This is a genomic window from Streptomyces sp. NBC_01166 (genome assembly GCF_045039765.1).
Taxonomy (GTDB): Bacteria; Actinomycetota; Actinomycetes; order Streptomycetales; family Streptomycetaceae; genus Streptomyces.
The window spans coordinates 7,818,278-7,844,326 of the sequence record NZ_CP108613.1; the positions used below are offsets into that span (position 1 = coordinate 7,818,278).

General features: G+C 70.4%; 23 protein-coding genes. 9 read left to right on the forward strand and 14 right to left on the reverse strand.

What is annotated here, in order from left to right; genetic code table 11:
* Positions 1-254: 254 nt before the first annotated feature.
* Positions 255-1,757 (forward strand): UDP-N-acetylmuramoyl-L-alanyl-D-glutamate--2,6-diaminopimelate ligase, encoded by a 1,503-nt coding sequence (locus OG379_RS35385; RefSeq protein ID WP_405667286.1) that lies wholly within the window; start codon positions 255-257, stop codon positions 1,755-1,757.
* On the opposite strand, the gene OG379_RS35390 is transcribed toward OG379_RS35385, so the two are convergent.
* Complete coding sequence (locus OG379_RS35390; protein ID WP_405667287.1) at positions 1,739-2,209, reverse strand: hypothetical protein; 471 nt, start codon at positions 2,207-2,209, stop codon at positions 1,739-1,741. The two genes, OG379_RS35385 and OG379_RS35390, sit on opposite strands and share 19 nt — an antisense overlap.
* Before the next feature lie 52 nt (positions 2,210-2,261).
* Positions 2,262-2,909, reverse strand: coding sequence for an HD domain-containing protein (locus OG379_RS35395; RefSeq protein WP_405668763.1), 648 nt, complete (start codon positions 2,907-2,909; stop codon positions 2,262-2,264).
* 683 nt (positions 2,910-3,592) lie between these two features.
* Between OG379_RS35395 and OG379_RS35400 the strand changes: the two genes are divergently transcribed.
* The 6 genes from OG379_RS35400 to OG379_RS35425 all read left to right on the forward strand — a co-directional run bounded on the left by OG379_RS35400 (position 3,593) and on the right by OG379_RS35425 (position 10,530).
* Positions 3,593-4,726: a S1 family peptidase gene (locus tag OG379_RS35400; RefSeq protein ID WP_405668765.1), complete on the forward strand. Its 1,134-nt coding sequence runs from the start codon at positions 3,593-3,595 to the stop codon at positions 4,724-4,726.
* Between the two features lie 246 nt (positions 4,727-4,972).
* Entirely contained in the window at positions 4,973-5,434 is a 462-nt protein-coding gene (locus tag OG379_RS35405; RefSeq protein WP_405667288.1) for a hypothetical protein, read from the forward strand.
* A gap of 208 nt (positions 5,435-5,642) precedes the next feature.
* A complete protein-coding gene (locus tag OG379_RS35410; protein WP_405667289.1) occupies positions 5,643-6,626 on the forward strand; it encodes a phosphotransferase in 984 nt (327 codons plus the stop codon).
* 202 nt (positions 6,627-6,828) lie between these two features.
* Positions 6,829-7,962, forward strand: coding sequence for a DUF1996 domain-containing protein (locus OG379_RS35415; protein WP_405667290.1), 1,134 nt, complete (start codon positions 6,829-6,831; stop codon positions 7,960-7,962).
* Positions 7,963-8,051: 89 nt separating this feature from the next.
* The gene (locus tag OG379_RS35420) at positions 8,052-9,818 is read left to right on the forward strand and encodes a discoidin domain-containing protein (protein WP_405667291.1); all 1,767 of its coding nucleotides are present in this window, start codon (positions 8,052-8,054) and stop codon (positions 9,816-9,818) included.
* A 472-nt stretch (positions 9,819-10,290) separates the two neighbouring features.
* Positions 10,291-10,530, forward strand: coding sequence for a hypothetical protein (locus OG379_RS35425; protein WP_405667292.1), 240 nt, complete (start codon positions 10,291-10,293; stop codon positions 10,528-10,530).
* Between the two features lie 112 nt (positions 10,531-10,642).
* Here OG379_RS35425 and OG379_RS35430 read toward each other — a convergent pair whose 3' ends face one another.
* From OG379_RS35430 to OG379_RS35450, 5 genes are all read right to left on the reverse strand, one after another.
* Positions 10,643-11,023 carry a hypothetical protein gene (locus tag OG379_RS35430; RefSeq protein ID WP_393759963.1) on the reverse strand — a complete coding sequence of 127 codons (381 nt, stop codon included), beginning with the start codon at positions 11,021-11,023 and terminating at the stop codon, positions 10,643-10,645.
* Between the two features lie 131 nt (positions 11,024-11,154).
* Entirely contained in the window at positions 11,155-12,513 is a 1,359-nt protein-coding gene (locus OG379_RS35435) for a GH1 family beta-glucosidase (RefSeq protein ID WP_405667293.1), read from the reverse strand.
* A 20-nt stretch (positions 12,514-12,533) separates the two neighbouring features.
* On the reverse strand, positions 12,534-13,373 hold the full coding sequence (locus OG379_RS35440) for a carbohydrate ABC transporter permease (RefSeq protein ID WP_393759982.1): 840 nt from the start codon (positions 13,371-13,373) through the stop codon (positions 12,534-12,536).
* Between the two features lie 19 nt (positions 13,374-13,392).
* Positions 13,393-14,403: a carbohydrate ABC transporter permease gene (locus OG379_RS35445; RefSeq protein ID WP_405667294.1), complete on the reverse strand. Its 1,011-nt coding sequence runs from the start codon at positions 14,401-14,403 to the stop codon at positions 13,393-13,395.
* A gap of 10 nt (positions 14,404-14,413) precedes the next feature.
* The gene (locus OG379_RS35450; RefSeq protein ID WP_405667296.1) at positions 14,414-15,727 is read right to left on the reverse strand and encodes an ABC transporter substrate-binding protein; all 1,314 of its coding nucleotides are present in this window, start codon (positions 15,725-15,727) and stop codon (positions 14,414-14,416) included.
* A gap of 143 nt (positions 15,728-15,870) precedes the next feature.
* On the opposite strand from OG379_RS35450, the gene OG379_RS35455 reads away from it, so the two are divergent.
* The gene (locus OG379_RS35455; protein ID WP_405667297.1) at positions 15,871-17,202 is read left to right on the forward strand and encodes an ROK family protein; all 1,332 of its coding nucleotides are present in this window, start codon (positions 15,871-15,873) and stop codon (positions 17,200-17,202) included.
* A gap of 15 nt (positions 17,203-17,217) precedes the next feature.
* Here OG379_RS35455 and OG379_RS35460 read toward each other — a convergent pair whose 3' ends face one another.
* Positions 17,218-18,288: a LacI family DNA-binding transcriptional regulator gene (locus tag OG379_RS35460; protein WP_405667299.1), complete on the reverse strand. Its 1,071-nt coding sequence runs from the start codon at positions 18,286-18,288 to the stop codon at positions 17,218-17,220.
* 208 nt (positions 18,289-18,496) lie between these two features.
* On the opposite strand from OG379_RS35460, the gene OG379_RS35465 reads away from it, so the two are divergent.
* Positions 18,497-19,792 carry a transglycosylase family protein gene (locus OG379_RS35465; protein ID WP_405667300.1) on the forward strand — a complete coding sequence of 432 codons (1,296 nt, stop codon included), beginning with the start codon at positions 18,497-18,499 and terminating at the stop codon, positions 19,790-19,792.
* Here the strand turns inward: OG379_RS35465 and OG379_RS35470 are convergent.
* The 6 genes from OG379_RS35470 to OG379_RS35495 all read right to left on the reverse strand — a co-directional run bounded on the left by OG379_RS35470 (position 19,762) and on the right by OG379_RS35495 (position 26,017).
* Entirely contained in the window at positions 19,762-20,892 is a 1,131-nt protein-coding gene (locus OG379_RS35470) for a DMT family transporter (RefSeq protein ID WP_405667301.1), read from the reverse strand. The genes OG379_RS35465 and OG379_RS35470 overlap by 31 nt on opposite strands.
* A gap of 242 nt (positions 20,893-21,134) precedes the next feature.
* A complete protein-coding gene (locus OG379_RS35475) occupies positions 21,135-21,590 on the reverse strand; it encodes an ATP-binding protein (RefSeq protein WP_405667302.1) in 456 nt (151 codons plus the stop codon).
* 98 nt (positions 21,591-21,688) lie between these two features.
* On the reverse strand, positions 21,689-22,132 hold the full coding sequence (locus tag OG379_RS35480; protein ID WP_405667303.1) for a response regulator: 444 nt from the start codon (positions 22,130-22,132) through the stop codon (positions 21,689-21,691).
* The gene (locus tag OG379_RS35485; RefSeq protein WP_405667304.1) at positions 22,129-23,748 is read right to left on the reverse strand and encodes an ATP-binding protein; all 1,620 of its coding nucleotides are present in this window, start codon (positions 23,746-23,748) and stop codon (positions 22,129-22,131) included. Before OG379_RS35485 ends, OG379_RS35480 begins: the two co-directional genes overlap by 4 nt.
* Complete coding sequence (locus tag OG379_RS35490; RefSeq protein WP_393759940.1) at positions 23,745-25,004, reverse strand: PP2C family protein-serine/threonine phosphatase; 1,260 nt, start codon at positions 25,002-25,004, stop codon at positions 23,745-23,747. Before OG379_RS35490 ends, OG379_RS35485 begins: the two co-directional genes overlap by 4 nt.
* 116 nt (positions 25,005-25,120) lie before the next feature.
* A complete protein-coding gene (locus OG379_RS35495; RefSeq protein WP_405667305.1) occupies positions 25,121-26,017 on the reverse strand; it encodes an RNA polymerase sigma factor SigF in 897 nt (298 codons plus the stop codon).
* Positions 26,018-26,049 lie beyond the last annotated feature (32 nt).

A 26,049-nucleotide genomic window follows, 5' to 3' on the forward strand; every position in this document is an offset into this window, starting at 1 on the left:
GCGTCACAGGGAAGTGCCTGCACAAGGCCGTCCCCGGTGTGCCCGCGAGATACCGCCTCGCGCTGCACGGACACGGCTAGCGACCTTCAGCGGCTGTCACCGCTCGTCCCGCCCCCCCACCGTGTCCGCGCCTCACGCGCCACGTCTCCACCTCGTACGCGCTCCACTTCACCACCGCAGCTTCGGCGCACCGCCGTCGCGGCGTTCCGGCGACGGCCGCACCACGGCTCGCGCCACCCCTCGAAGGGACCACCTTGAAGCTGAGCGAGCTGCTGGCCGGACAGACCCACCACACCCTTCAGGGTGACCCGGAGCGGACACGCATCACCGCCGGAACGGCATTCGACGTGGACCGGGTGGCGCCGGGATCGCTCTTCATCGCGGTGCCGGGACACCTGGAGGGCGGCCCCGGAGCGGTGGCCCCCGCCCTCGCCCGTGGCGCGGTGGCGGTCCTGGTGGAGGAAGGCTGCGTACTGCCGGGGGCGGCGGTGGACGCCTGCGTCGTGCGGGTGCCGGACACCCGGGCCGCGGCCGCCGTCGCCGCCTCCCGCTACTACGGCGAGCCGGGGCGCGGGATGGACATGGTGGCGATCACCGGCACCAACGGCAAGACCTCCGTCTCGTACATGGTCGAGTCCGTGCTGCGGATCTCCGAGGGGGCGAGTGCCGGCGTCATCGGCACGGCCGGCAGCCGCATCGGTGACGAGGTGATCCCGATGCCCCGGTCGGTGCTGTCCACGCCGGAGTCTCCCGATCTGCAGTACCTGCTGGGGTGCATGCGTGACCGCGGCGCCGGCACCGTCGTGCTGGAGGCCACGTCCATGGGCCTGCTGACGCACCGGGTCGACCGCACGTTCGTCGACGTGGGGGTCTTCACCAACCTGAGCCAGGACCACCTGGACGACCACGGCACGATGGAGAACTACCGGGACGCCAAGCTCCGGCTCTTCCAGGGACTCTGCGGGCACGCCGTGGTCAACGCCGACGACCCCGTGGGGGCCCGGATCGTGACGATGATGCCGGGCGCGGTGACCACGTACGCCCTCGACACCGAGGCCGACTACCGGGCCACCGATCTGGTCGTCGACGCCTCGGGCACCCGCTTCACGCTGCATCACGACGGCCGCAAGTACCCGGCCGCGATCCCCGCACCCGGCAGGTTCTCGGTCTCCAACGCGCTGGCAACGGTGGCGGCCTGCCACACCCTGGGGCACGGCCTCGCCGGGCTGGTCTCCGCGCTCGAACGGATGCCGCAGATCCCGGGCCGCTTCGAACGTGTGACGACCGTCGACGGCACCTCGGTGATCGTGGACTACGCCCACTCCCCGGACTCGCTGAACAAGGTGCTCGGCACCATCCGCGGCTTCGCCCGGTCCAAGGTCATCACCGTCTTCGGCTGCGGCGGGGACAGGGACACCACCAAGCGTGCCGAGATGGGCACGATCGCCGGGACCTACTCCGACCTGTGCGTCCTCACCTCGGACAACCCGCGCGACGAGGACCCCGAGGCCATCCTGGACCAGGTCGCCCCCGGCATCGAGTCCACCGGCACTCCGTACGAACGCCTCGCCGACCGCCGCCGGGCCATCGCCTTCGCACTCTCGGAAGCCGGACCCGGTGACATCGTCCTGATCGCGGGCAAGGGCAGCGAGCCCCACCAGATCGTCGGTGACCGGCTGCTGCCCTTCAGCGACATGGCCACCGTGCGGGAACTCGCCGACATCCCGGCCGTACGGACTCAGCCCGCCCTGCGGTAGGTCAGGGCGAAGTCGTGCTCCCACTCCCCGCCGTCGAAGCGGACCTCCCAGGCGCCGGTGATGGTGTCGCCGTCCTCGCTGAACGTGCCCGTGAAGCGCTGGCGGAACTCCAGGGGAGTGAAGTCGGGCGACTCCCGCGTGAGCGTCCACACCCCGTCGTCGAAGCGCATCGCGTAGAGGCGGGCCACGCCGCGTGAGTCGAAGTAGTGCTGCGTGTACGCGCCGGTGCCGGGGTCGGCGCGTACGACCATGAGGCCGTCCGGCGCCTCTGGCACCGGAATCTCCGTGCGCTGCACCAGGAAATGCCCGCCGAGGGCCCACTCGAACCAGGTGCGCGCCATCGGCACGTCCCCCGGCGGTGACGGCCGGCCCTCGGGGAACCGTGGCTCCAGCGACCACTCACCCACGAAGACGTCCAGGCGTGCCAGCATCTCCTGCCGCTCCCCGGTCATGACGGTCCCTCCGCTCCGGCGCGGTGCGCCCCTGCCGTACCGGCGGCGGGCCTCACTCGGGCCACGGTGATTCGAGAATGGTGCGTACGAAGTCCCCGCGCTCGAAGCCGGGAACGTAGTGCTGGAGGACGTCGGCCTTGACGTTGCCGAATGTCGTCTCCGGCTTGGGGCGGATCCCCTCGGTGAACGCGGCGAGGATCCGGCGCTTGAAGTCCGGCCGTGGGTGGAGCGCCACGACGGCGGCTCGGTCGGCGTCGGAGATGTCGTCGTAACCGATGCCGAGGACGTCGTACTCCACACCCGCGGTCACCAGGGCCACCTCGGGCTCCATGAAGGCCGGGATGCCCGGAGTGGTGTGCAGGGCGATGGCCGTCCACACCCGCCGCACGCTGTCCTCCGGAACCCCGTGGGACTGGAGGAAACGGCGCGCCTCGTCGGCGCTGTCCACCTCGAAGCGCCGACCACTGCCGTGGAAGCGCTCGCCGAGGCCCAGGTCGTGGAACATGGCGCCGATGTACAGCAGTTCCGGGTCGAAGGAGAGATCGCGGCGGCGTCCCTGCATCGCACCGAAGAGGAAGACCCGGTGCGAGTGGTGGTAGACGAGTTCGCCGGTCGTGTCGCGCACGAGCTCGGTCGCCTCGGACGCGAGCTTCGTGTCCGGCACGTGTACGCCGGCTGCCGGGGACGGGCCGCTTGCCATGGGTGTCACCGAGCTTCCTGTGCGGCGGGTCGGGTGGGCGCCTCCAGGATCGGCTCTTCGGGTGGCGGCGCCGGTACCGACAGGCCGTGGATCGCCCGACTGATTCACCTCGCGGACGTGTGGATCGGGCCCGTTCAGGCGTCGGCCCGGACCGCCCGTGCGTGACTGCGCAGGATTCGGGCCCGTCGCCCCGCAGCCCCCCGAGCTGCCCGGATCGCCGGCCTGGTCAGCGGGGGACGAGGACATTATCAGCCTCAACATCTGGACCTCCGGAGGCAGTTGCCACACGCTCCCCGTGCTCGTCGGATCCACGGCGGCGCCTACGTCTTCGGCTCGCGCCTGGGCGGAGTTCGCGGCCACCGGCGCCCCCCGGCCGGCCACCGCTCACCGCAGGGGGCGGACCCGTCCGGATCTGGGACACCTCGACGGGTACCGCGCCCGCGGGCCGGTGGGACGCGTTCCCTGCACCATGGCGCGCTTCGGACTGCCCGCTGCTGATGCCCTGACGTTCCGGAGAGGTCGCCGCATGCGGACGACGTCATTGGCATGGACCTGCCTGCCGAACTGGACTACAGTCCGTGGCGACAGCTCTGAGAGCGCTCTCAGACGGCTCTCGGATGCTTCCTGTTCCACCCCCACGATGCTGGAACAACAGAAGGGGCACTCCCTTGAGACATACGACGATGGTGCGGACCGGTCTCTCCGCACTGCTCATCATCGGCACCTGGGCGACCGCCGGCCTGACCCAGGCCTCCGCGGCGGACTCCGCTTCCTCCGCCGAACCTCAGGCGTCCGCCGGAATCATCACGGCCATGCAGCGCGACCTCGGACTGACGAAGAGTCAGGCGGAGGCGCGGCTCACCGCGGAGAAGGCGGCCACGGCTCTGCAGGGAACGGCACGGAACGCCGCCGGTACGTCGTTCGGCGGCTCCTGGTTCGACGCGCGCAGCGGTCGGCTGACCGTCGCCGTCACGGACAGCGACAAGGCCGGCGCCGTCCGGTCGACCGGCGCCGACGTCCGGGTGGTCGGTCACACGGCGCGCGAGCTCGACGCGGTCAAGAACAAGCTGGACGCGCTGTCCGCACCCAGCGGCGTCAGCAGCTGGCACGTCGATCCCCGATCGAACAGCGTCGTGGTGAGTGTCGTCGCCTCCGAACAGGGTGACAACGATGTCCGGGCGTTCGTCGCGAAGGCGCGCAAGGCGGGCCCCGTCACGGTGAAGCCGACCGCCGAGGCCCCGCAGACCTTTGCCGCGGGAACGGTCGGCGGCGACCCGTACTACACCGGCAACGTCCGCTGCTCCATAGGCTTCTCGGTGCACGGCGGCTTCGTCACGGCGGGCCACTGCGGCCAGGCGGGCGGGGCGGTCCGTGGCTGGGACAACTCCGCCATCGGCTCGTTCCAGGGCTCGTCCTTCCCCGACAACGACTACGCCTGGGTGAACGTGGGCAGCGGCTGGTGGACCGTGCCCGTGGTCCTGGGCTGGGGCACCGTGTCCGACCAGCTGGTCCGCGGCTCCAACGAGGCCCCGATCGGCGCGTCCATCTGCCGCTCCGGTTCCACCACCCACTGGCACTGCGGCAACGTCCTCGCCAAGAACGAGACCGTGAACTACAGCCAGGGCGCCGTGCGCCAGATGACCAAGACCAGCGTCTGCGCCGAACCGGGCGACTCCGGTGGCTCGTTCATCAGCGGCGACCAGGCACAAGGTGTCACGTCGGGCGGCTGGGGCAACTGCAGCGGCGGTGGCGAGACCTGGCACCAGCCCATCAACGAGATCCTCAACCGCTACGGGCTGACCCTCCACACGGCCTGACGGCGACCCCGCCGGGCCCCGGCCCGGCGGAACGCGACCGGTCTGCTGCGGCAGCAGGGTGGCCCCCTGCCGCAGCAGACCCACGGCCGCTCGTCCGTGCCGTGCCGGGCTCGCGGGCCCTTCGCGGCGGTGTCGTCACTCGCCATGCCCCTCCCCGTGCGGGTGAAGCGGGGGCGTCGGAACGCTCCCGCCCCCGCCCCGTGGTGTTGCCTGGCGACGGAAGCGTTCCCGAGCCTGGAGAGTCACGTGCAACTGCGCCCCGCCCTCGCCGCCCTCGCGGCCGCGGCCGTCGTCCTCGTCACCGCTCCGGCGGGACAGGTGGCCGCCCACGAAGCCGCCTCACCGACCGAGGCAGGCACGTTCCTCCGCAAGACCCGGGCGGAGGCCCAGGTCGACGCCTTCTTCCGGGCCTACCGTCAGGCTGTCCTCGGCCTGGGCGACCGGACCCCGGAACAGGTGCGCGCCCGCTACCTCGCTCCCGAGCTGGACACCCGGCTGGACGCGTGGGCGGCGCAGCACGGCGCGGACCCTGTGTTCCGCGCGCAGAACGTGCCCTCCGGCTGGTCGTCGCGCTACGAGGGCAGCGGCGCGGGCCACGCCACCGTGGTCGTGACCGAGAAGTGGGGGAGCGGTGCGACCCACGACGTCTGGTTCGCGGTCCGGTCGGCCGACCTCGTCATCGGCGACCTCAAGGATCCGCCGGTCTGATCTCCGAGTCGCTCCTGCCGCGCGATCCGGCGCCCGACGCCGCCGGAAGGTGACCGCGTGCCGTGTCGCCCGCGTACGATCAGGCGGTCGACCACCGCGTCCCAGGTCGCCCGTGCGCTCCCTGGCACACCCGCTGTCGTGGTTCCGCAGGGCGCGGGAGGGATGCCTGACCCGGCCCCCGGCGGGCCGCGAGGACGGTGTACCCGAGATGCGTGATCTCCCGGTGGCCCAGGACCTGTCCGGTGTGGTGCGCGAAGCTCTGGGGGCGGGGTGCCGCGTCCTCGGGGTGGAGCGCCTGCGCGGCGGAAGCAAGAAGGGCGTGTACCGGGTTCGGGTCGACGCATTTTCCGTCCCGAGCGTGATCGTCTACCGGTGGGCCGAGGAGGAGAACTTCTGGCCGGACGCCGGCGCCGGGCAGGCATCGGCGGACCCGTTCGCCCCCGCCTCCGGCCTGGCGCCCTTCCTGGCCGCACAGCGCGAGCTGGCCAGGGTCGGCGCACGCGCGCCCCGCGTGCTGTCCTCGGGCAGTACGGCGGACGCGGCCGACTTCGCGGTGGTCGAGGACGTCACGGGCGGCACGCTCGAGGAGCTCTTCGAGACCGATCCGGTGCGCGCCGCTTCCGCCCTGGCCGACCTGGCCGGCACGCTTGAGCTGATGCAACGTCAGAAGGCGTCGCGATACGGACGGGTGGACCTGCTGGAGCGTGATGGCGTGGCCCTCGGGAGCTCCTGCGAACAGGTGGTGCTGGACCGTGCGCTGCGGGATCTCGCGGAAGCGGCGGACCGCGACGTACGGGCCGGGGCGGCCCGCGGCCGGCTCGGCCGGCAGCTGAACGATCTGCGGGACATGGTGCGCCCACGCACCTCGTACGGCCTCATCCATGGAGAGCTCGGCCCCGACCACGTCCTGGTGGGCCCCGGAGGGGAAGCCGTCCTCATCGACATCGAGGGCCTGATGTACTTCGACGTCGAATGGGAGCACGTCTTCCTCCGCATCCGCTTCGGCCGGCGCTACGCGGGGCTGTCCCGTCCCGGCCTCGACCCCCGGCGCATCGCTCTCTACGCGCAGGCCATGCGGCTCTCCCTGGTCGCCGGCCCCCTCAGGCTGCTCGACGGCGACTTCCCCGACCGGGAGTTCATGCGGGGGATCGCCGAACACAATCTGAGCGAGGCGCTGGCCGAGCTCCCGTAGAGCCTCCGGCCAACTCCCTGCGCAGTACGTTCCGTTCACGAACTCTTGACATGTTCTCAGCCACGGCGTAACACTGACACCGCCCCGGGAGAGCGCTCTCCCGAAGGTTCCGTACGACGTTCCGTACGACGCACCATCCAGCTCCACTCTCCCCCCACCGCGCACCCGATGTGCGCGGACGCAGAGCGGCATGGAGGTCCGCATGGCCGAAAGAATCAGCAGAACCACCCTGGTGTCCGCGCTCGTCGTCGCCACCGCACTGGCCCTGGTCGTCATGGGGTTCACGGCGATCACCCGTGCCGGTGCTCCGGCGGCCGGGGTGGCCCCGAAGGCAGCCGGCGAGCCCGCCGCGGCGGCACACGTCATGCAGGGGACGCAGCAGACGCAGGGTCACGTCATGGCGGCCGCCGACCCCGTCCCCTCGGGGGACGACCTCGACGGTGACGGATACATTCCGGCGAACCCGCCGGTCACCGGGGTGGAGCCGTCCACCGAGATCCCGCCCCACCGGTACTTCCACGAGTTCCAGGCGAACTGCTCGGTCAACCACACCGGATCGGTCGACCCGATCGTCTACCCCGGCCAGACCGGCAAGTCCCACAACCACACGTTCATGGGGAACGACACCACGGACGAGAACAGCACCACCGCCTCGCTCGGTGCGGGCGGCACGGCCTGCAAGGCGCCCGGTGACCTGTCCGCGTACTGGATGCCGACCCTCTACAAGGGGGACCAGGAGGTGCGCCCGGTCGGTCCGCAGACCATCTACTACAAGGCGGGTGTCACCGACTACCGGACCGTTCGGCCGTTCCCCAAGGGGCTGCGCTTCGTCGTCGGCAGCCCGACGCAGACGGCCGAGGAGTTCCGCAACCACCCGGGCATGGTCGAGGGATACGAGTGCGGGGAGAGCTACCACAACTACGAGTTCCCGGCCGCCTGTCCGACCAGTCAGGACACGCAGCTCAACCTCCGTATGCAGGCGCCCAGTTGTTGGGACGGCAAGAACCTGGACACCCCGGACCACAAGGCCCACATGGCCTATCCGACCGTGATGGGTGCCAACCAGGACGTCTGCCCGGCCAGCCACCCGGTCGCCCTGCCGATGATCGAGTTCAAGATGGCCTGGCCGGTCAACGGCGACATGTCGCAGGTGAGGCTGGCCAGCGGCACGGGCCACTCCTTCCACTACGACTTCTTCAACGCCTGGGACGACGCGACCCTGGACGCCATGGTCGAGCACTGCATCGTGGGCGGCCTGCAGTGCGACGCCCGGGGCTACGACCAGAACAACCCCGGTGAGGGGGCCGCCCTGGACGAGAACTACGAACTTCCCTGACCCACCCCCGTCTCTCCCTCATGGTCGCGGTGCGCCCATGAGGGAGAGCGCTCTCCCGCCTACTCCCCCCACGAGGAGCTGTCACCCCCATGAAACTCTCACGTCTCACCCCCTCGACCCGTGGCCGCAGACGTACGACGGCACGTCTCGCCGTCGCCGCCCTTGTCGCCGCAGGAGCGGCCGCCCTCCCCGTGCCCGCCGCGCAGGCGGCCGGCAGCGTGGTGAAGGTCGAGGGATCGCAGGGCGCCTGGAAGCTGACCGTCGACGGTTCGCCGTACACCGTGAAAGGGCTGACCTGGGGTCCGGCCGTCGCCGACGCCGGGAAGTACATGCCGGACGTCAAGTCGATGGGTGTCAACACCATCCGGACCTGGGGCACCGACGCCACGACGAAGCCGCTCCTGGACAGCGCGGCCGACAACGGCATCAAGGTCGTCGCAGGCTTCTGGCTGCAGCCCGGCGGCGGACCCGGCAGCGGCGGGTGCGTCAACTACCTGACGGACACCGACTACAAGAACAACATGCTCGCCGAGTTCCCCAAGTGGGTGGAGACCTACAAGGACCACCCCGGGGTCCTCATGTGGAACGTGGGCAACGAGTCCGTGCTCGGTCTGCAGAACTGCTACAGCGGTGACGCCCTCGAACAGCAGCGCGACGCGTACACGACGTTCGTCAACGACATCACCAAGAAGATCCACGCGGTCGACGCCAACCACCCGGTCACCTCGACCGACGCGTGGACCGGGGCATGGCCGTACTACAAGAAGAACGCGCCCGATCTCGACCTCTACGCGGTGAACTCGTACGGCGCCGTCTGCGACATACGGAAGACCTGGGAGGGGGGAGGCTTCGACAAGCCCTACATCGTGACGGAGGGCGGCCCCGCCGGCGAGTGGGAGGTGCCCGACGACGCCAACGGCGTGCCGGACGAACCGACCGATGTCGCGAAGGCCGAGGGGTACGGCAAGGCGTGGAAGTGCGTCACGGACCACACCGGAGTGGCGCTCGGCGCGACGCTGTTCCACTACGGCACCGAGTACGACTTCGGCGGGGTCTGGTTCAACCTGCTCCCGGCGGGCCAGAAGAGGCTCTCGTACTACGCGGTGAAGAAGGCGTACGGGGCGGACACCTCGGGCGACAACACACCGCCCGTGATCACCGGCATGACCGTGGACAACGCCTCGGCCGTCCAGGCCGGCAAGCCCTTCACCGTGAAGGCGTCGGTCTCCGACCCCGACGGTGACCAGCTCACCCACCAGGTGCTGCTGGGCAGCAAGTACGTGGACGACAGCGGGCAGCTCAACGACGCGCAGTTCACGGACAAGGGCAACGGCACCTTCGAGGTCACCGCTCCCGACCGCCTCGGCGTGTGGAAGGTCTACATCAAGAGCTCGGACGGCAAGGGCAACGTCGGCATCGAGACGAAGTCCTTCCGGGTCGTCCCGCCCCAGGTCGGAGGTACGAACGTGGCGGCGGGCAAGCCGGCCACCGCGTCCACCTTCCAGCCGGACGGCACCGGCTGCCCCTGCCCCGCGGGTAACGCCGTCGACGGGTCCTTCGGCACCCGCTGGGCCAGCGACTGGGCCGACCAGCAGTGGATCCAGGTGGACCTCGGGGCGCGGACCGCGTTCGACCATGTGCAGCTCGCCTGGGAGACCGCGTACGCCAAGGGGTACACCCTCCAGACCTCGGACGACGGCCAGAACTGGACCACCGTCCACACCGTCACCGAGGGCAACGGCGGTATCGACGACATCGACGTCACGGGCGAAGCGCGCTACGTCCGGGTGAACACCACCGTGCGCGGCCCCCCTTGGGGCTACTCGCTCCACGAGTTCGGCGTCTACCGGAGCTGACCGCCCGCAGGATCCACCGCACCGTCCCACTCCCCGCCGTCGGTGCGGCCGGGGAGTCCGCGGCGGGCCACGGAGCACCGTGGTGCGCCGCGGACTCGTGCGGGTGAGCCGTGGGCACGGGGCCGATCGGCGACGGGCGTCACCGGACCGAGGACACCGTCCCGCCGTCGCGCAGTTCCGCCTCCACCGGGGACTGGCGTTCTGCGGTGCGCGGATCGCCGGCGTCAGGCCGTCGGAGCCCTCGCGCACGGATCCAGCGACCTCGATCCGCTCCACGGCGCGACTCCCGGCGGCGAGCACGTACCGGGCCCCGGCCGGCGACCTCCCGTGGGTGCCGGCCGGCGACGACGTGCCGGCCGAACCGGCTGCACAGAGCCGTGTTCTGGTGGTCGGACACCACCTCGGCCCGTGCGGAGGCGGACGGGGCGACTGCACCAGGCCCCGGCCGGGACCGCGCCAGGTGTCCGCCCGGGTGCACACCCAGTCGGCCGTGGAAGGGGTGCCGGGCAGCCTCTGCTGCGCGAACTCCCAGTTGTTGACCGCCCGCACCCCGGAATCACGCAGGTCCCGCAGTGAGCACGCCGTACGGGCCCGTCCGGCCAGGGCCTCGGCACCCGTCGCCTCACGCGGCTGCCTCGCCGGAGCGCCGGCCCCGGGGCCGGGTGTGGGTGAGATGCACGGGAGCGAGGTCATCGAGATCCGTGACGAGTAACGCGTGCTCTCCACGATCTTCTCCGACGACCGCAGCTGCATCACGGGCCAGGAGAAGGCATGCGTCCCTCTCCTCCGGGAGCGGCACCGCCGCGGTCACTCCACCCTCACCGTCAGGGAGTGCCCTCCGGGCCCTCGTCGCCCGAGCTCAGTTCCTCGGCCCGCAGGGCCAGATCCTGCAGCACGTCGGCAGAGGTCACGTCCTCCTGTCCGGAGTCGTGGATCTGGGCGAGCGCGATGAAGGCCAGCGTGAATGCTCCGACCAGCTGTTCCACGGCGCCGCCGACCTCGCGCCCCACCAGGGCGGCCATCTCCTCGACGGTGGCGTCGGAGGGGATGGCGATGTGCGGCATCGTCTCGTTGAGAAGGGTCGTCACCATGTTCTCGCCCGTGACGGGGTCGCCACCGTCCGTCTCCTCCTCGGCGTGGCGCTGCATCTCGCCCGCCTCCGTGAGGATGCCGATCACTCGCTTGAGGACTTCGCTCTGCTCCATACGGTGAGCATATGCGCCTGACCTCTCCCGTCCGATCGCCCTCCGGTGGTGTGCCGAACGGCGGATGCCCCCGGACACCGGCAGGTGGGGCTGCCGGGCCGGGGGCGCGGGCCGTCGCCCGGGGAAGGGGCTCAGGCCGCCTCGCGAGGCCTGTCGCCCGAGAGCTCGCGGATCAGCTCCGCGTAACGCCGCCCGCTGCTCTTGACGGTGCGGCGCTGGGTCGCGTAGTCGACGTGGACCAGGCCGAAGCGCTTGTCGTAGCCGTACGCCCACTCGAAGTTGTCCAGGAGCGACCAGGCGAAGTAGCCGGTCAGCGGTGCGCCCTTGCGTACCGCGCGGGCGCAGGCGGTGAGGTGCTCCTCCAGATAGCGCGTGCGCTCGGGGTCGTGCACCGAGCCGTCGGGCCGGACGACGTCACGGTAGGCCGAGCCGTTCTCGGTGACGTAGATCCGGCGGGCGCCGTACTCCTCGGTGAGGCGCAGCAGCAACTGCTCCAGACCCTCGGAGTGGACCTCCCAGTCCATGGCGGTCTCCCGGGCGCCGGGCAGTCGTACCTGCCGGGCGTGGGGGACCGGGCCGTGCGCGTCATCGGTGACGATCTGGCGGAAGTAGTAGTTCAGCCCGATCCAGTCCAACGGCGCCGCGATGGTCTCCAGGTCGCCCGGACGCAGGGGGAGTTCGACGCCGTAGAGGTCGACCATGTCCTGCGGGTAGCCCCGCCCGTGGATCGGGTCCAGCCACCACCGGTTGATGTGGCCGTCGGAGCGGACCGCGGCGGCGACGTCGGCCGGGCTGTCGCTAGCGGGCTCGATCGGGCTGAGGTTGTTGACGATGCCGACGCGGGCGTCCGGGGACAGTGCACGGATCGCCTGCACCGCCAGACCGTGGCCGAGGTGGAGGTGGTACGAGGCACGCACGGCCGCCGTCAGGTCGGTCAGACCGGGCGCCATCCTCCCCTCGAGGTGGCCGATCCACGCGGAGCAGAGCGGCTCGTTGAGCGTCGCCCAGTCCTTCACCCGGTCGCCGAGGCGCTCGACGACGACGGAGGAGTACGCCGCGAAGTGCTCGGCGGTCTCGCGCACGGTCCAGCCGCCCCGGTCCTGGAGCACCTGCGGAAGATCCCAGTGGTAGAGCGTGGCGAACGGGGTGATCCCGGCCTCCAGCAGGCCGTCCACCAGCCGGTCGTAGAAGTCGAGTCCGGCCTTGTTCACCGGTCCGTCGCCATCGGGCACGACGCGGGGCCAGGCCACCGAGAACCGGTAGGCGTCCGCGCCGAGCTGCTTGATCAGCCCGATGTCCTCGGGGACCCGGTGGTAGTGGTCACACGCCACGTCACCGGTGTCACCGTTGTCGATGGTGCCCGGGATGTGCGAGAAGGTGTCCCAGATCGACGGGGACCGGCCGTCCTCGGCCACGGCGCCCTCGATCTGGTACGCGGCGGTGGCGACCCCCCAGGTGAAGTCTTCGGGGAGAGCACTGAGGTCGTTCACTGACTGCCTTTCCGTACAGGTCACTTGACGGCTCCCGCGGTGAGCCCGGCGACGAGGTAGCGCTGCAGGAGCAGGAACCCCGCGACGACGGGCACGCTCACGACGAGTGAGGCGGCCATGACCTGGTTCCAGTAGACGTCGTTCTGGGTGGCGTAACCCTGCAGGCCCACCGCGAGGGTGCGGGTGGCGTCATTCGTCATCACGGAGGCGAACAGCACCTCGCCCCACGCCGTCATGAACGCGTACACGGACACCGCGACGATCCCCGGCACGGCGGCCGGCACGACCACCCGGAACAGAGCGCGGATCGGGCCGCAGCCGTCCACCATGGCGGCCTCGTCCAGGTCCCTGGGGATGGAGTCGAAGTAGCCGATCAGCATCCAGATGGAGAAGGGCAGCGAGAACGTCAGATAGGTGAGGATCAGTCCGCCCCGCGAGCCGTAGAGAGCCAGGCCGGTGCTGTTGCCGATGTTGACGAAGATCAGGAACAGCGGGAGGAGGAAGAGGATCCCCGGGAACATCTGGGTGGAGAGGACCGTGACGGTGAAGACACGCTTGCCGCGGAAGCTGTAGCGGCTCACGGCATAGGCCGAGAAGACCGCGATCACCACCGAGAAGACGGTCGCCGAGCCCGCCACGATCAGCGAGTTCACGAAGTACTTGGCGAGCGGGACGGTCTCCCAGATGTCGAAGTACGGCTGGACGGTCAGCTCGCGGGGGATCCACTGGAACTTCCCCGACACGTCCTGGAGCGGCTTCAGGGAGCTGCTGATCATCACGTAGACCGGCAGCAGGACGAAGCCCGCGAGGAGGGTCAGGACGACGCGGCGGGTCCAGAGGAAGGACCGGGGCGCGGCCATGGGGGACCGGGCGGTGCTGCTAGGCACGGGAGCCCTTCCTTCCGCGTGAGGTGAGGAACAGGTAGGCGGCGGTCACGACCAGGAGGAAGAGCAGCAGCAGCACGGACATGGCGGAGCCGGTGCCGAAGTTCCAGGTGACGAAAGAGGACTGGTAGATGTGGACCGAGATGAGGTCCGCGTTCTCGGGAGCCGCCTTCCCGAAGAGGACGTAGGGGGTGTTGAAGTCGTTGAACGTCCACAGGAACAGGACCAGCACCAGCACCTGGTTGACGGGCCGCAGCGAGGGCAGCGTGATCTTGCGGATCTGCTGCCAGATGCCGGCGCCGTCGATCGACGCGGCCTCGTACAGCTCACGCGGGATGTTCTGCAGCGCAGCCATCAGCATGAGGAAGGCGAAGGGCCAGCCCTTCCAGACCGAGACGATGATCAGCGCGTAGATGCTGTTGTCGCCGATCAGCCAGAAGGACGGCTGGTCGGTCAGTCCCAGCTGGTCGTGCAGGACGTGGTTGACCAGCCCGTTGTCCCGCTGGAACATGAACGCCCAGGTGATGACCGCCGCGTAGACCGGCAGGGCGTACGGGACGAGGAAGACGGCCCGCAGGAAGCCGCGGCCCCGGAAGTTCTCCTGGAGCATGATCGCCGCGGCGACCCCGAAGAGCCATGCGAGACCGACGGCGAAGAACGTGAAGACACAGGTGGTGAAGAAGGACTGGAGCAGGGCCTCACCGATGGGCGCGTCGAAGTCGACGGCGATCTCGTAGTTGTCCAGGCCCGTCCAGGGCGCCGCACTCCAGTTGTTGATGAAGAACTGGGTGAGCTGACGGAAGCTCATCACGATGCCGACGATCATCGGGATCAGATGGATGAGGAGTTCGAGCAGGACGGCCGGGAGGAGCAGGAGGTAGGGCAGTCCGCCGCGGCGGATCCGGTCGGGGATGCGCGGCATCCGGCGCCGCGCACCCCCGCTGCCCCGGCTCGTACCCCTGGTCGACTTGTCGACTCCGGGGTCGGTGGTCACGGTGGCGGTCATGGAGAGAGCCTCACTGCTGCATCGTCTGCTGGGCCTTTTCGAGGCGCGCCTTGACTGATTCGGTGGTGACGGGGGTGCCGGCCGCGGCGTCCGCGAACAGCTCCTTGACCGCGGTGCCCACGGCCGTCTCGAACTGCGACTCGTTCGGCACCTGGGGGAGCGGGGCGGCACTGGTGGCGAGGGTGTCGCGCAGGACCTTCAGCTCCGGGGCGGCGAAGGCGGGGTCCGACTGGGCGGCCTTGACGGGCGGGATCGAGCCGTAGGTCTTGCAGAGGATCTTCTGCTCCTCGTCGCTCGTCATGAACTTGACGAACTTCTTCGCGCCGTCGATGTTCTTGGTGTTCTTGAACACCGCCATGTTGATGCCGGCCACCATGGAGTTGGTCTGCTTGCCCGCGCCCGGCGCACCGGACGGCACGGGGACGGGGGCCACGCCCCAGTCCTCCGGCTTCATGCCCTGGGCGGCGAAGGTGGTGGCGGCGGCCTGCCACAGGACCATGGCCGTGCGGCCCTTGGCGAAGTCCGTCAACGACTGGTTCTGGGCGTACTCCGCGTTGCCCGGAGCGATGATCTTGTCCTTCGCCATGAAGTCGACGTACTGCTTCACGGCGGCGACGGCGCCGTCCGAGGTGAAGTCCGCCTTGCCCTCCTTGTCGAAGAAGTCCGCGCCGTGCTGCTGCCCCAGGACGAACGTCTGGTGGATGTTGTTGGACAGGTTGGAACCCTCGGCGCCGAGGGCCCACTTGCCGTCCTTGGAGAGCTTCTTCCCGTCCTCGACGAGCTGGCTCCAGGTGGCCGGCGGCGTCGTGATGCCCGCGTCGGCGAACATCTTCTTGTTGTAGTAGAGGGCGTACGACAGGGAGTAGAGCGGCACCGCGGCGGGAGGTTCGCCCTCCTTGCCGGCGGAGGCGACCGCCGAGTCGATGAAGCGGTCCCGGCCGCCGATCGCCTCGAAGTTCTTGTCGTCCCAGGGGAGCAGTGCGCCGGTGGCCTGCAGCGACGCCGACCAGGTGTTGCCGATGTTCAGCACGTCCGGGCCCTGACCCGACGTGGTGGCGGCGAGGATGCGGTTCAGCAGGTCGGCCCAGGGGACGACCTCCAGCTTCACCTTGATCCCGGTCTCCTTCTCGAACTTCTTCAGCTCGGGAGTGAGGATCTTCTTGTCGGCCTCGATGTTCGGCCCCTGGTTGGACGCCCAGTACGTCAGGGTCTTCGGCGACTCGTTGCTGCCGCCGCCCGAAGAGGTCCCGCCTCCGCAGCCGGTGACTCCGGCGGCGACGGATATGGCGAGGGTGACTGCTGCTGCGGCTCTGAGGTGACGCATGAAAGGTGGCCCCTTTCCGGGGAGGGTGCGGTTCGGGATCCGAACGACCCTCCCGCTCTTAATTTAAGATGTGATTTAAGAGGTGAAGAAAGTGCGCGTCAAGAGCCAGGGCCGGGGTATGTTGCCGGGACGAAGGGAGCAACATGGCTGAGCGCAGCAGACGGACCGTGCGTGACCTGCGAAGGGGCAATCGGGCGCGGGTATTGCAACGGTTGTATTTCGACGGCCCGCTGAGCCGTCAGGAGCTGGGACCCGCGACCGGGCTCAGTTCGGGATCCATCAGCAACGTGGTCGCCGAGCTGGCCTCCGAAGGGCTCCTGGAGGAGGCGGGCATCGTCGACTCCGACGGCGGGCGCCCCCGCACCCTGCTGCGGACCGCCCCGGGCGGAGGACTGTTCGTGGGCATCGACATCGGGGAGACCCGGGTGCGCGTCGAGCTCTTCGATCTCTCACTGACGGAACTCGCCCGCACCGACCGCCTGCTGGCGCAGCACGGATACGACGTCGAGCGCATCGTCGGCCACGTCCGGTCGGGCGTGGCCGACGTCCTGCGCGACGCGGGCGCCGACCCCCGCATGCTGCTCGGCATCGGCATCGGGGTGCCCGGGATCATCGAGCGCGACGCCCCGGCGGCCGCGGGCGGCCCGGGAGCGGTCGTGCACGGTCAGACCATCGGGTGGAGCGCCGTTCCCTTCGAGCGGCTGCTCCGTGAGGCCGTGGACGTGCCGCCCGAGGTGCCGTTCTTCATCGACAACGGCGCGAAGACGCTGGGGCAGGCCGAGATGTGGTTCGGCGGCGGCAGAGGCGCGGGCGCGGCCGCTGTCGCCCTGATCGGCTCCGGGGTGGGCGCGAGCGTCAACCGGGGTGACATCCTCGACGAGGACCTCTCGAACGCGGCCCTGGAGTGGGGCCACACCACGGTGCAGCTACGGGGCCGCCGCTGCCGCTGCGGCTCCATAGGCTGCCTGGAGGCGTACGCCGGTGCGGAGGCCATGCGGGAGCGCTGGCAGGAGGCGGGCGGCCCGCTGCCACCGGACGCCGACGACGAGACCGCCCTCGCCGCACTGCTCGCGGCCGCCTACCCGGGGCGCGGCGGCGCTGCCCCGGATCCGGTCGCGGTCTCGATCCTGGACGAGACGGCCGAGTGCCTCGGCGCAGCCCTGGCCGACCTGGTCAACCTCTTCCTGCCCGAACGCATCCTGCTCGGCGGGTGGGCGGGCCTGCTCATCGGCCCCCATCTGCTCCCGGCGATCCGCCGTTATGTCCAGGAGTACGCCCTCGAGCACGCAGTCGCCCGCACCACGATCGACCTGGGCCACCTGGGCCCGGACGCGGTCACGGTGGGCGCGGCGACCCTGCCCCTGTCCGACTTCCTGGCTCGCGGCGGTACCCGTCCCGCGCCCCAGCCCCTCCGGGACGCCACCCCGGCCCCGGACCGGGCGGCGACGGGTCGCGGCCGGACAGTGGCAGGCTGACCGGTGCCGTATCCCTCAGGCGGAGTCCCTCACCACCAGCACCGGTTCGAAGATCACCGACGTCGTGGGCCGGTCCGGTGCCGCCAGTCGGTCCAGCAGGAGACCGGCCATCTCCGCCGCCATGTCCTCCACGGGCTGCCGCACCGTCGTGAGCGGCGGGCGGCAGGCGGAGGCGGCGCTGCTGTCGTCGAAGCCGATCACGGCGACATCCTCGGGCACCCGCCTGCCGTGCTCCCGCAGCACATGGCACGCACCCATCGCCATCAGGTCGTTCCCCGCGAACACCCCGTCCAGGGCGGGGTGTTCGGCCAGCAGTCGCTCCATCGCGGCCTCGCCGCTCTCCTGGGTGAACTGCCCCTCGGCCACCGGGACATCGACATGCCCGTGCTGCGCCATCGCGTCCCGGAAGCCAGCGAGCCTCTCCTGTCCCGCGGGGACGTTCAGCGGCCCGCTGATGGTGGCGATCCGGCGGCAGCCCCGCGCCAGCAGATGCTCGGCGGCCAGCCGGGCGCCGTCCCGGTGGGCCAGGTCGACATAGCTGATCCGTACCGGCCGGGCAGGGCGCGCGAAAAGCACGGCGGACAGCCCCGCATCGGTGATCAGGCCGGGCAGCGGGTCCTGCGCGTGGGTCGACACGATCAGCGCCCCGTCGGCGCTGCCCTGGCGCAGAAACGCCACCACCTCGTCCCGGGCCCGCGAAGTCTCGGCGAACATCAGCACCGGGTGCATCCCGCGCGGCCGCAGATAGTTGACGATCCCCGTCACCACCCGGCCGAAGAAGGGGTCGGCGAAGATCTGCGCGGTGAAGGACCCCTCCTCGGCGGGTTCTTCACCCTCCGGCTCCACCCCCGCACCCGACACCACCAGCGCGACGGCGCCCGTGCGCCGGGTGACCAGGGAGCGGGCCGCGCGGTTGGGTGTGTAGCCGGTGACCGAGACCGCCTGCCGGACGGCCTCCTGGATCGCCGGGTCGACGTTGCGCACCCCGTTGACGACCCGCGAGACCGTCGCGCGCGAGACGCCGGCCGCCCGCGCCACGTCCTCCAGGGTGGGCGCCGCACCGGGTGGTCGCAGAGCATCCGTCATGAGGGCCTTTATAGCATCAGGAACGGGGCCGGATAGAGCGCTCTCCCATGGTTGCGGGACAGCCCGGAGAGCGGGAGCGGCCCCAGACCCATGGGTGGTGCGCCGGGGCGCGCGGGCGGCGTGCGGCAACTGTCACTTGTCACCGCCCTTTGTATGCCCATAAGTTGGCCGCTTGCGACGTGTCCTACTGCAGTGGGGGAGCCTGATCATGGCCGCGACCGGACGGCACCGCAGATACCAGCCCAGTCGGATCAACCGTGCCTCGCTCACGGTGACGGCGGGAGGCGCGGGGATCGCGCTCCCGCTCCTCACGGCTGCCTCGGCCGGAGCTGCCTCGACCGATGTGTGGGAGAAGGTCGCCGCCTGCGAGTCGACCGGCAACTGGCACATCAACACGGGTAACGGCTACTACGGGGGCCTCCAGTTCACCCGGTCGACCTGGGCGGCGTACGGCGGCACCGCCTACGCCGAGCGGGCCGATCTGGCGACCAAGGACCAGCAGATAGCCGTCGCCGAGAAGGTGCTCGGAGGGCAGGGGCCGGGAGCCTGGCCGACGTGTTCCGTTCGGGCCGGCCTGAAGCAGGGCGGCGACGCACCCGACATCGCCCCGCAGTCGCAGCGCCAGGTCGCCGTCGAGGCGACCGGGCAGGACAAGTCCGGCCCCGCGAAGAAGGCCGCCGACACCGCGGCGGTGGAGGCGTCGCCCACCGCCGTCCCCGGTCAGCGCGAGTCGTACACCGTCGCGCGCGGTGACTCCCTCTCCGGCATCGCGTCCGCCGAGCGGGTCCAGGGCGGCTGGCAACGGCTGTACGCGGCCAACCGCACCGTGGTGGGTGCCGATCCCGACCTGATCCTCCCGGGGCAGCGGCTGACCCTCGACATGGCAGGGGCGCCCCCGGCAGCCGCACCGAAGCAGGAAGCGACCCCGAAGCAGGAAGCGGCCCCGAAGCAGCAGAAGACCGCCCCGAAGCAGCGGTCGGCCCCCAAGGCCACGGAGAAGGCGGCGCCCCGGACCGCCACCCCCAAGGCCACGGAGAAGGCCCGGCCCAAGCCGGCGGCGAAGCCCGCGGCCCAGCCCGAGAAGAAGGCGTCCAAGCCGCGGTCCGCCCTCACCGCCCCCGTGTCCGCCCGCACCGGAACGCCGTACCACCAGGCCGGTTCGTGGTCCAGCGGCTACCACACGGGCGTGGACTTCCCGGTGTCCACCGGCACCTCCGTGAAGGCCGTGGCGTCCGGGAAGGTCGTCTCGGCCGGCTGGGCAGGCGCGTACGGCTACGAGATCGTCATCCGGCACAGCGACGGCAGGTACAGCCAGTACGCCCACCTCTCCTCGCTCCACGTGCGCGAGGGCCAGCAGGTCGGCAGCGGCCAGCGGATCGCCCGGTCGGGATCCACCGGCAACAGCACCGGCCCGCACCTGCACTTCGAGATCCGCACCGGCCCCGGCTACGGATCCGACATCGACCCCCTGGCCTACCTCAGGGCCGGCGGTGTCAGCGTCTGAACGGTCCCCGCCCGGGCATCTAAGTCACCCCGGCGAGCAGAGCCGGCGGCCGGCCGGCCGCCGAACTCCACGCGCCCGCCGCCATGGTCCAACGGCAGCGTCAGCGGGAGGGAGAGCGCCGTCGGGGCCGGGAAAGGGTCCGGCAGTACCGCCGCCCCCTGCAGGGCCGCGGGCTTCGCCGGCTCCGGCAGCACCACCGTATGAGGCACGTCCGGGGCGCCGCCGTCCTCCGGCGTACGCTCCTCGGACTCCTCCCGCTCCGCCGTACGCCGCTCAGCTCCCACCCGCTCCGTGGTCAGCAGCACCAGACCGGCCGCCGCCAGCGCACCGCAGCCGAGAGCGAGCAGGGTGCCCGTCATGCCGAAACGGAACTGCTCCCCGAACATCGTGATGCCCACGGCGGCCGCCACGACCGGGTTGACCACGGTGACCGTTGCCAGCGGCGCCGTCAGCCCGGCACCCCGGTACGCGGCCTGGGAGAGCAGCAGCCCAGCGGCTGCGAGCCCCGCGATCACCAGCAGCGTCGGCAGCCCGGAGGTCACCGAGCCGGAGGTCCACTCCACGGCCACGGTCTTGGTGAACACCGACGCCATGCCGAAGGCGATTCCGGCCCCGACGGCCAGTACCACGCTGCGCAGCATCGGCCGGTGCAGCCCCTTGGCCAGGACCAGGAGGACCACCACGGCACCGGCCGTCCCGGCCGCGAGCACCAGCTGCTCGGGCCCGGCCAGCGTGTGGGACCCGGCGCTCCCCGTCAGGGCCAGCAGGCCGGCGAGACCGACCGTGGCCATCAGGGCGCCGCGCCAGGCCGTCCGTCCCGCCTTGCGGCGGACGAAGACCGCCGCCATCGGCAGCGCGAACACGATCGTCAGGGCGCCGAGGGGCTGTACGAGGCTGAGCGGCCCGTACGCCAGCGCCACGACGTGCAGCACCGCTCCCACACCGTTGAGCGCCACAGCCACCCACCAGGTGCCGTTGCGCAGGGGCGCGTACGGGCGGCTGCCACCGGCCGCGGCCACGCGCTCCTGGACGATCGCCCCGGCCGCGTAGGCGACCGCGGAGACCAGTGACAGCAGCACGGAAAGCGCGAGGGAACTCATGTACACCACGATGTCCCGTCGGAGCCGCCGCGTCGTCGTCCCTGAGGCGGCGATTCGGCGTACTGCTCCGGTAGTACGTCCATCCCTCCAGGGTCCTCCTCCTGACGGTAGTCCTGCTTGCCCGAGGGCTCAGAAGTTCACCGGGAGGTGACACCATGCTGTCGCGGGACCGCACCGCGTGTCCGGAACGCGCCGAATCTTCCGCCGTTCCCGGACCGTGGCCGTACCGTCGTCGAGGTCGCTCAGGTGCTGAGCATGAACTCGGCACGGATGCGTTTGCCGACGGGCACCCGCTCCGCCGTGACCCGGTCGCAGAGCGCGACCACGATCTCCATGCCGTGACCGCCGAGACGGGCAGGGTCGGGGGAGTAGAGCACCGGGAGCGCCGTGCTGCTGTCGTACACCGTGACGCTGATGCGCCGCGCGTCGCCCTCCAGCTCCAGCAGATACGGGCCGTGGCTGTAGCGGTCCGCGTTGGTGATGAGCTCGCTGACCGCCAGCATCAGGTCACTGCGGGTGTGTTCACCGAGGACCGCGAGCCACTCCGCCACGAGCCGTGCCAGAAAACGGTCGGCGAGCGCCCGGGCCTGCGCGATGCACCCGGGCTCGCCGTCGAACACCTCCGCGGCGAGCAGAACCTCCGTGGACGGTGACCCCTGGAAGGGGTCGTCCGGCCGTGAGATGGCCTGTTCGTTCATGTGCTCCAGCCAGGGCGCCGCAGGGGAGGTCGTGGACCTCTTCTCGCCGTTCGTCTACCCGTGTCGAGAGATCCCACTCCGGGAGATCTCTGCAGATCTTACGCGTGCCGGGGCAGCCGGACCACGCTCACGAAGAAGTCGTCGATCTGGCGCACCGCCCCGATGAACTGCTCCAGGTCGACCGGCTTGGTGACATAGGCGTTCGCGTGCAGTTTGTAACTGCGGAGGATGTCCTCCTCGGCAGAGGACGTGGTGAGGACCACCACCGGGATCAGCGCCAGTTCCGGGTCGGTCTTGATCCGCTCGAGCACCTGCCGGCCGTCGTACTTCGGCAGGTTCAGGTCGAGAAGGACCAGGTCAGGGCGTGGCGCGTCGCCGTACGGACCCTGGCGGTACAGGAAGTCCAGCGCCTCCTGTCCGTCGCGGACCACATGGAGCGTGTTGCGGATCTTGTTGTCCTCGAACGCTTCACGGGTCATCAGTTCGTCGCCGGGGTCGTCCTCGACGAGCAGGACTTCGATGGGCTTGACGGCGTCGTTCACAGCGGTTCTCCCGACCGGGGGGTGAGGGCGGCAGGGGCGAGGAGCTCCGCCGTGGTGTGGGTGGGTGCCTCGGGCAGGACGGGCAGGGTGAAGTGGATCAGTGTGCCCTCGGCCGGCTCCGGGTCCAGCCAGATCCGGCCACCGTGGAATTCGATGATCTTGCGGCAGAGGGAGAGACCGATCCCGGTGCCCTCGTACTCGTCGCGGGCATGGAGGCGCTGGAAGATGACGAACACCTTGTCCGCGAATTCCGGCGGGATCCCGATGCCGTTGTCGGCGACCGTCAGATGCCAGTCGTCGCCCTCCCGGACACACGTGACGGTGATCCGGCACGGCACGTCACGCCGACGGAACTTGACCGCGTTCCCCACGAGGTTCTGCCACACCATGGTGAGAGATGTCGGGTCACCCAGAAGCTCCGGCAGCGGATCCTCGCGTTCGAGGGCGGCTCCGGACTCCTCGATGGCCAGGGTGAGATTTGACAGGGCCCGCTCCAGGGCCGCGTCGAGGTCCACGGGCTTCCAGCTCTGCTGCACCCGGCCCACCCGGGAGAAGGTCAGCAGGTCGTTGATGAGGACCTGCATCCGCTTGGCGCCGTCGACCGCGAAGTCGATGTACTGCCGTCCGCGTTCGTCCAGCTCCGAGCGGTACCGCTTCTCCAGCAGCTGGCAGAAGGAGGCCACCTTCCGCAGTGGCTCCTGGAGGTCGTGCGAGGCCACGTAGGCGAACTGTTCCAGTTCGGAATTGGACCGGCGCAGCTCCGTGGTCTGCTCGTCCAGCAGCGTCTCCCGCTCCTGGGACGCGGCCAGGTCGGCGGCCAGACGCCGGCGCATCTCCTCGGCCGCCGCGGCGACCGCCCTGACATCCGACGGGCCGCGGACCTCGATCCTGCCGGTGAAGGCGCCCGACCGCACCCGGTTCGACGCGGCGGTCAGTTCGGCCAGGGGCCGGCCGACCACGCGGCGCAGCAGCATGCTCAGCGCCACGACGGCCAGCACGAAGCCGATCACCAGGGCGATGAGCACCCGGTCGCGGGTCGCGCGCGCGTCATCCAGCTCGGCGCGGGCCGCGTCACGCGCGTCGTCCAGGTGGCTCTGCTGGGTGGTGTAAAGAGCGCGCAGGGCGTCGAAGTCCGCCTTGCTCCGCAGGATCGGTGCCGAGGACTCACCGGCGGGCCCGTTCGCCCGCACAGCCGCGATCAGCGGCTCCGCCCGGAGGGTCCGCCACTGCTGGGAGGCCCGCTCGATCCGGTCCAGGTCCGCGGCGTACGGCTCTCCGGCCCCCATGAGCGAGCGCACCCGGGCCAGCCGCTCTCGTTCGGCCCGTACACCCTTCTCGTAGGGATCCAGGAAGGAAGCGTCCCCGGTGAGTGCGTAACCGCGTACCCCGGTCTCCTGGTCGAGGAGCGAGTTCTGCAGCTGGAACGAAGCGGAGCGGGCGGGCTGGATACGGTCCACCAGGTCGGTGGTCCGGTCGGAGATGCGGGAGAGGACGAGCCCGCCCACGACGAGGCACCCGCAGACCACCAGTACGAAACCGGCCAGGATCAGATGGACCCAGTTCTGCACCGACAGCCGGGATATCGGGCCCGTGCCGGCCGGTCCCTCCGAGCTCATGCATCCGCCTTCCAGCCCAGGTGCAGGACGGCGACGTCGTCGGCCAGCCCGCCGTACGGAGAGGCGCCCTCGGTGGCCTCGGCGACAAGAGCGTCGACGAACGCGCGGGGTTCGAGCGCGCCGTACTTGCCGGCCATGGCCAGCAGCCCTTCCTCGCCCAGCCGGGACTTGGGCCCCGTACGCCCCTCGAACAGACCGTCGGTGAACAGGACGAGCTCGCTGTCGGGGGAGAGCTCCAGCTCCGTGATCGTCCAGCGGCCGACACCGGGCAGCAGCCCGAGGGCCATGCCGGGGTCGGGCTCCACCCAGGCGACCTCCGTGCCGCGCCGCACCAGCAGCCCGGGATGGCCGGCCCGAGCGACGAGTACCCTGTCCCGGCTCGGCGGGAAGACGAGCGTGGTCACGGTGGCGAACACATGGGGATCCGACCGCTCGGCGACGAGTATGCCTTCCAGCAGACCGGTCTTCTCCAGCTGTGTGACGCCGGTCAGTACGGCCGTGCGCCAGGCGACCCGCAGACAGACACCCAGAGCGGCCTCCGCGGCTCCGTGCCCCGACACATCGCCGATCACCGCGTGCACCGCGCCGTCGGCCGTCTGGACCACGTCGTAGAAGTCGCCGCTCAGCAGCCCGTGGGCGCGCCCCGCCTCGTAACGGGCGGCGACCTGGAAGCTGTCGTCCAGCAGCAGCGGGATCGGCAGCAGCGCACGCTCCAGCCGGGCGTTCTCCTGGGCGATCAGACGGCTGGTCCGCATCGCGGCCGCCGAGCGCTCGGCGTGCTTGCGCTGGAGGGCGTAGCGGACCGCGCGGCCCAGCATCTCGGGGTCGATCCGGCCCTTGACGAGATAGTCCTGGGCGCCCTGCGCCACCGCGGAGAGGCCCGTCTCCGACTCGTCCAGACCCGTCAGCACGATGACCGCCGCGTCAGGGGCGGACTCGACGAGCTGACGGACGGCGTCGAGGCCGTGGACGTCGGGCAGGTGCAGATCCAGCAGGACGCAGACAGACATACGGCAGTCCAGCAGGAACCGCCGCGCCTCGGCCAGCGTCTTGCACCACGTGAGCGGGGACTCCAGCTCGCTGTCGGTGAGCATCTCCTCGACCAGGAGTGCGTCCCCGGAGTCGTCCTCGACCAGGAGCAGGACAGCGTCGACGTCCCAGACGGACGTGTCGGTGGCGGTCAGGCCCCTCTGCTGCTCCGGGATTCCGCTGAGCTGCTGCACATGCGCAGAGGTGCCCAACGGTGTCTCGGTCACGCTCCACCCCTTCCGACGGACGGCACAGAAACTCACGGCCGTATCGGCGTGAAGCATATGTGACGGAGGCCCGGCACTCGGCCGGGCCTCCGTCGTTCAGTCGCGTGCGCCGTGCGTCAGGCCTCCACGCTCATGCCCGCTCGCAGGCGCTGGACGATCCTGCTGAGCAGGCGCGACACATGCATCTGGGAAACGCCGAGCTCCGCGCCGATCTGCGCCTGCGTCATCTCCTGACCGAAGCGCATTTGGACGATCTTGCGCTCCCGGTCGTCCAGCTGCCGCAGCAGCGGAGCCAGGGTGTGCAGATTCTCGACGCTCTCCATCCCCGGGTCGTCGTCGCCCAGGAGATCGGCGTAGGCGCGCTGGTCGCTCCCCGACTCGCTGTCGGCGTTGGGGGTGTCCAGCGAGCCCGCCGAGTAGCCGTTGGCCGCGACCAGACCCTCGATGATCTCCTCCTCGGGGAGATCGAGGTGGGCGGCGAGCTCCGCGACCGTCGGGTCGCGGTCGAGCTTCGCCGACAGCTGCTCCTTGGCCTTGGCCAGCTCGACCCGCAGCTCCTGCAGCCGTCGCGGCACATGCACGGACCAGGTCGTATCGCGGAAGAACCGCTTGATCTCACCGACGATGTAAGGCACCGCGAAGGTCGCGAACTCGACCTCGCGCGACAGGTCGAAGCGGTCGATCGCCTTGATCAGGCCGATCGTCCCCACCTGGATGATGTCCTCGGTGTCGTCACCGCCCCGGTTGCGGAACCGCGAGGCGGCGAAGCGCACCAGGGAGAGATTCATCTCGATCAGGGTGTTGCGGGCGTACTGGTATTCGTGGGTTCCCTCCTCGAGAACCTGGAGCCGGTCGAAGAAGAGCTTCGACATGGCCCTGGCGTCCTGAGGCGCCACCTTGCCCGCGTCCTCGATCCACGGAAGCGCAGCCGCGTCGGAAGCCGAACCCACCTCGTCACATCGCGTGGCCGCGCTGCCGATCGTTTCGGTGGTTCGCACTGACATGGCCGTCATGGTGTCGCCCTCCCTGGTGTCCGGTGCAGTGA

Excerpts from the sequence above, each read along its gene's own strand:
- OG379_RS35410 (WP_405667289.1), top strand. The coding sequence starts at position 5,643 with ATGCGTGATCTCCCGGTGGCCCAGGACCTGTCCGGTGTGGTGCGCGAA.
- OG379_RS35465 (WP_405667300.1), top strand. The coding sequence starts at position 18,497 with ATGGCCGCGACCGGACGGCACCGCAGATACCAGCCCAGTCGGATCAAC.
- OG379_RS35415 (WP_405667290.1), top strand. The coding sequence starts at position 6,829 with ATGGCCGAAAGAATCAGCAGAACCACCCTGGTGTCCGCGCTCGTCGTC.
- OG379_RS35430 (WP_393759963.1), bottom strand. The coding sequence starts at position 11,023 with ATGGAGCAGAGCGAAGTCCTCAAGCGAGTGATCGGCATCCTCACGGAG.
- OG379_RS35445 (WP_405667294.1), bottom strand. The coding sequence starts at position 14,403 with ATGACCGCCACCGTGACCACCGACCCCGGAGTCGACAAGTCGACCAGG.
- OG379_RS35400 (WP_405668765.1), top strand. The coding sequence starts at position 3,593 with ATGGTGCGGACCGGTCTCTCCGCACTGCTCATCATCGGCACCTGGGCG.
- OG379_RS35395 (WP_405668763.1), bottom strand. The coding sequence starts at position 2,909 with ATGGCAAGCGGCCCGTCCCCGGCAGCCGGCGTACACGTGCCGGACACG.
- OG379_RS35495 (WP_405667305.1), bottom strand. The coding sequence starts at position 26,017 with ATGACGGCCATGTCAGTGCGAACCACCGAAACGATCGGCAGCGCGGCC.
- OG379_RS35485 (WP_405667304.1), bottom strand. The coding sequence starts at position 23,748 with ATGAGCTCGGAGGGACCGGCCGGCACGGGCCCGATATCCCGGCTGTCG.
- OG379_RS35470 (WP_405667301.1), bottom strand. The coding sequence starts at position 20,892 with ATGAGTTCCCTCGCGCTTTCCGTGCTGCTGTCACTGGTCTCCGCGGTC.
- OG379_RS35440 (WP_393759982.1), bottom strand. The coding sequence starts at position 13,373 with ATGGCCGCGCCCCGGTCCTTCCTCTGGACCCGCCGCGTCGTCCTGACC.
- OG379_RS35460 (WP_405667299.1), bottom strand. The coding sequence starts at position 18,288 with ATGACGGATGCTCTGCGACCACCCGGTGCGGCGCCCACCCTGGAGGAC.
- OG379_RS35390 (WP_405667287.1), bottom strand. The coding sequence starts at position 2,209 with ATGACCGGGGAGCGGCAGGAGATGCTGGCACGCCTGGACGTCTTCGTG.
- OG379_RS35455 (WP_405667297.1), top strand. The coding sequence starts at position 15,871 with ATGGCTGAGCGCAGCAGACGGACCGTGCGTGACCTGCGAAGGGGCAAT.
- OG379_RS35475 (WP_405667302.1), bottom strand. The coding sequence starts at position 21,590 with ATGAACGAACAGGCCATCTCACGGCCGGACGACCCCTTCCAGGGGTCA.
- OG379_RS35450 (WP_405667296.1), bottom strand. The coding sequence starts at position 15,727 with ATGCGTCACCTCAGAGCCGCAGCAGCAGTCACCCTCGCCATATCCGTC.
- OG379_RS35420 (WP_405667291.1), top strand. The coding sequence starts at position 8,052 with ATGAAACTCTCACGTCTCACCCCCTCGACCCGTGGCCGCAGACGTACG.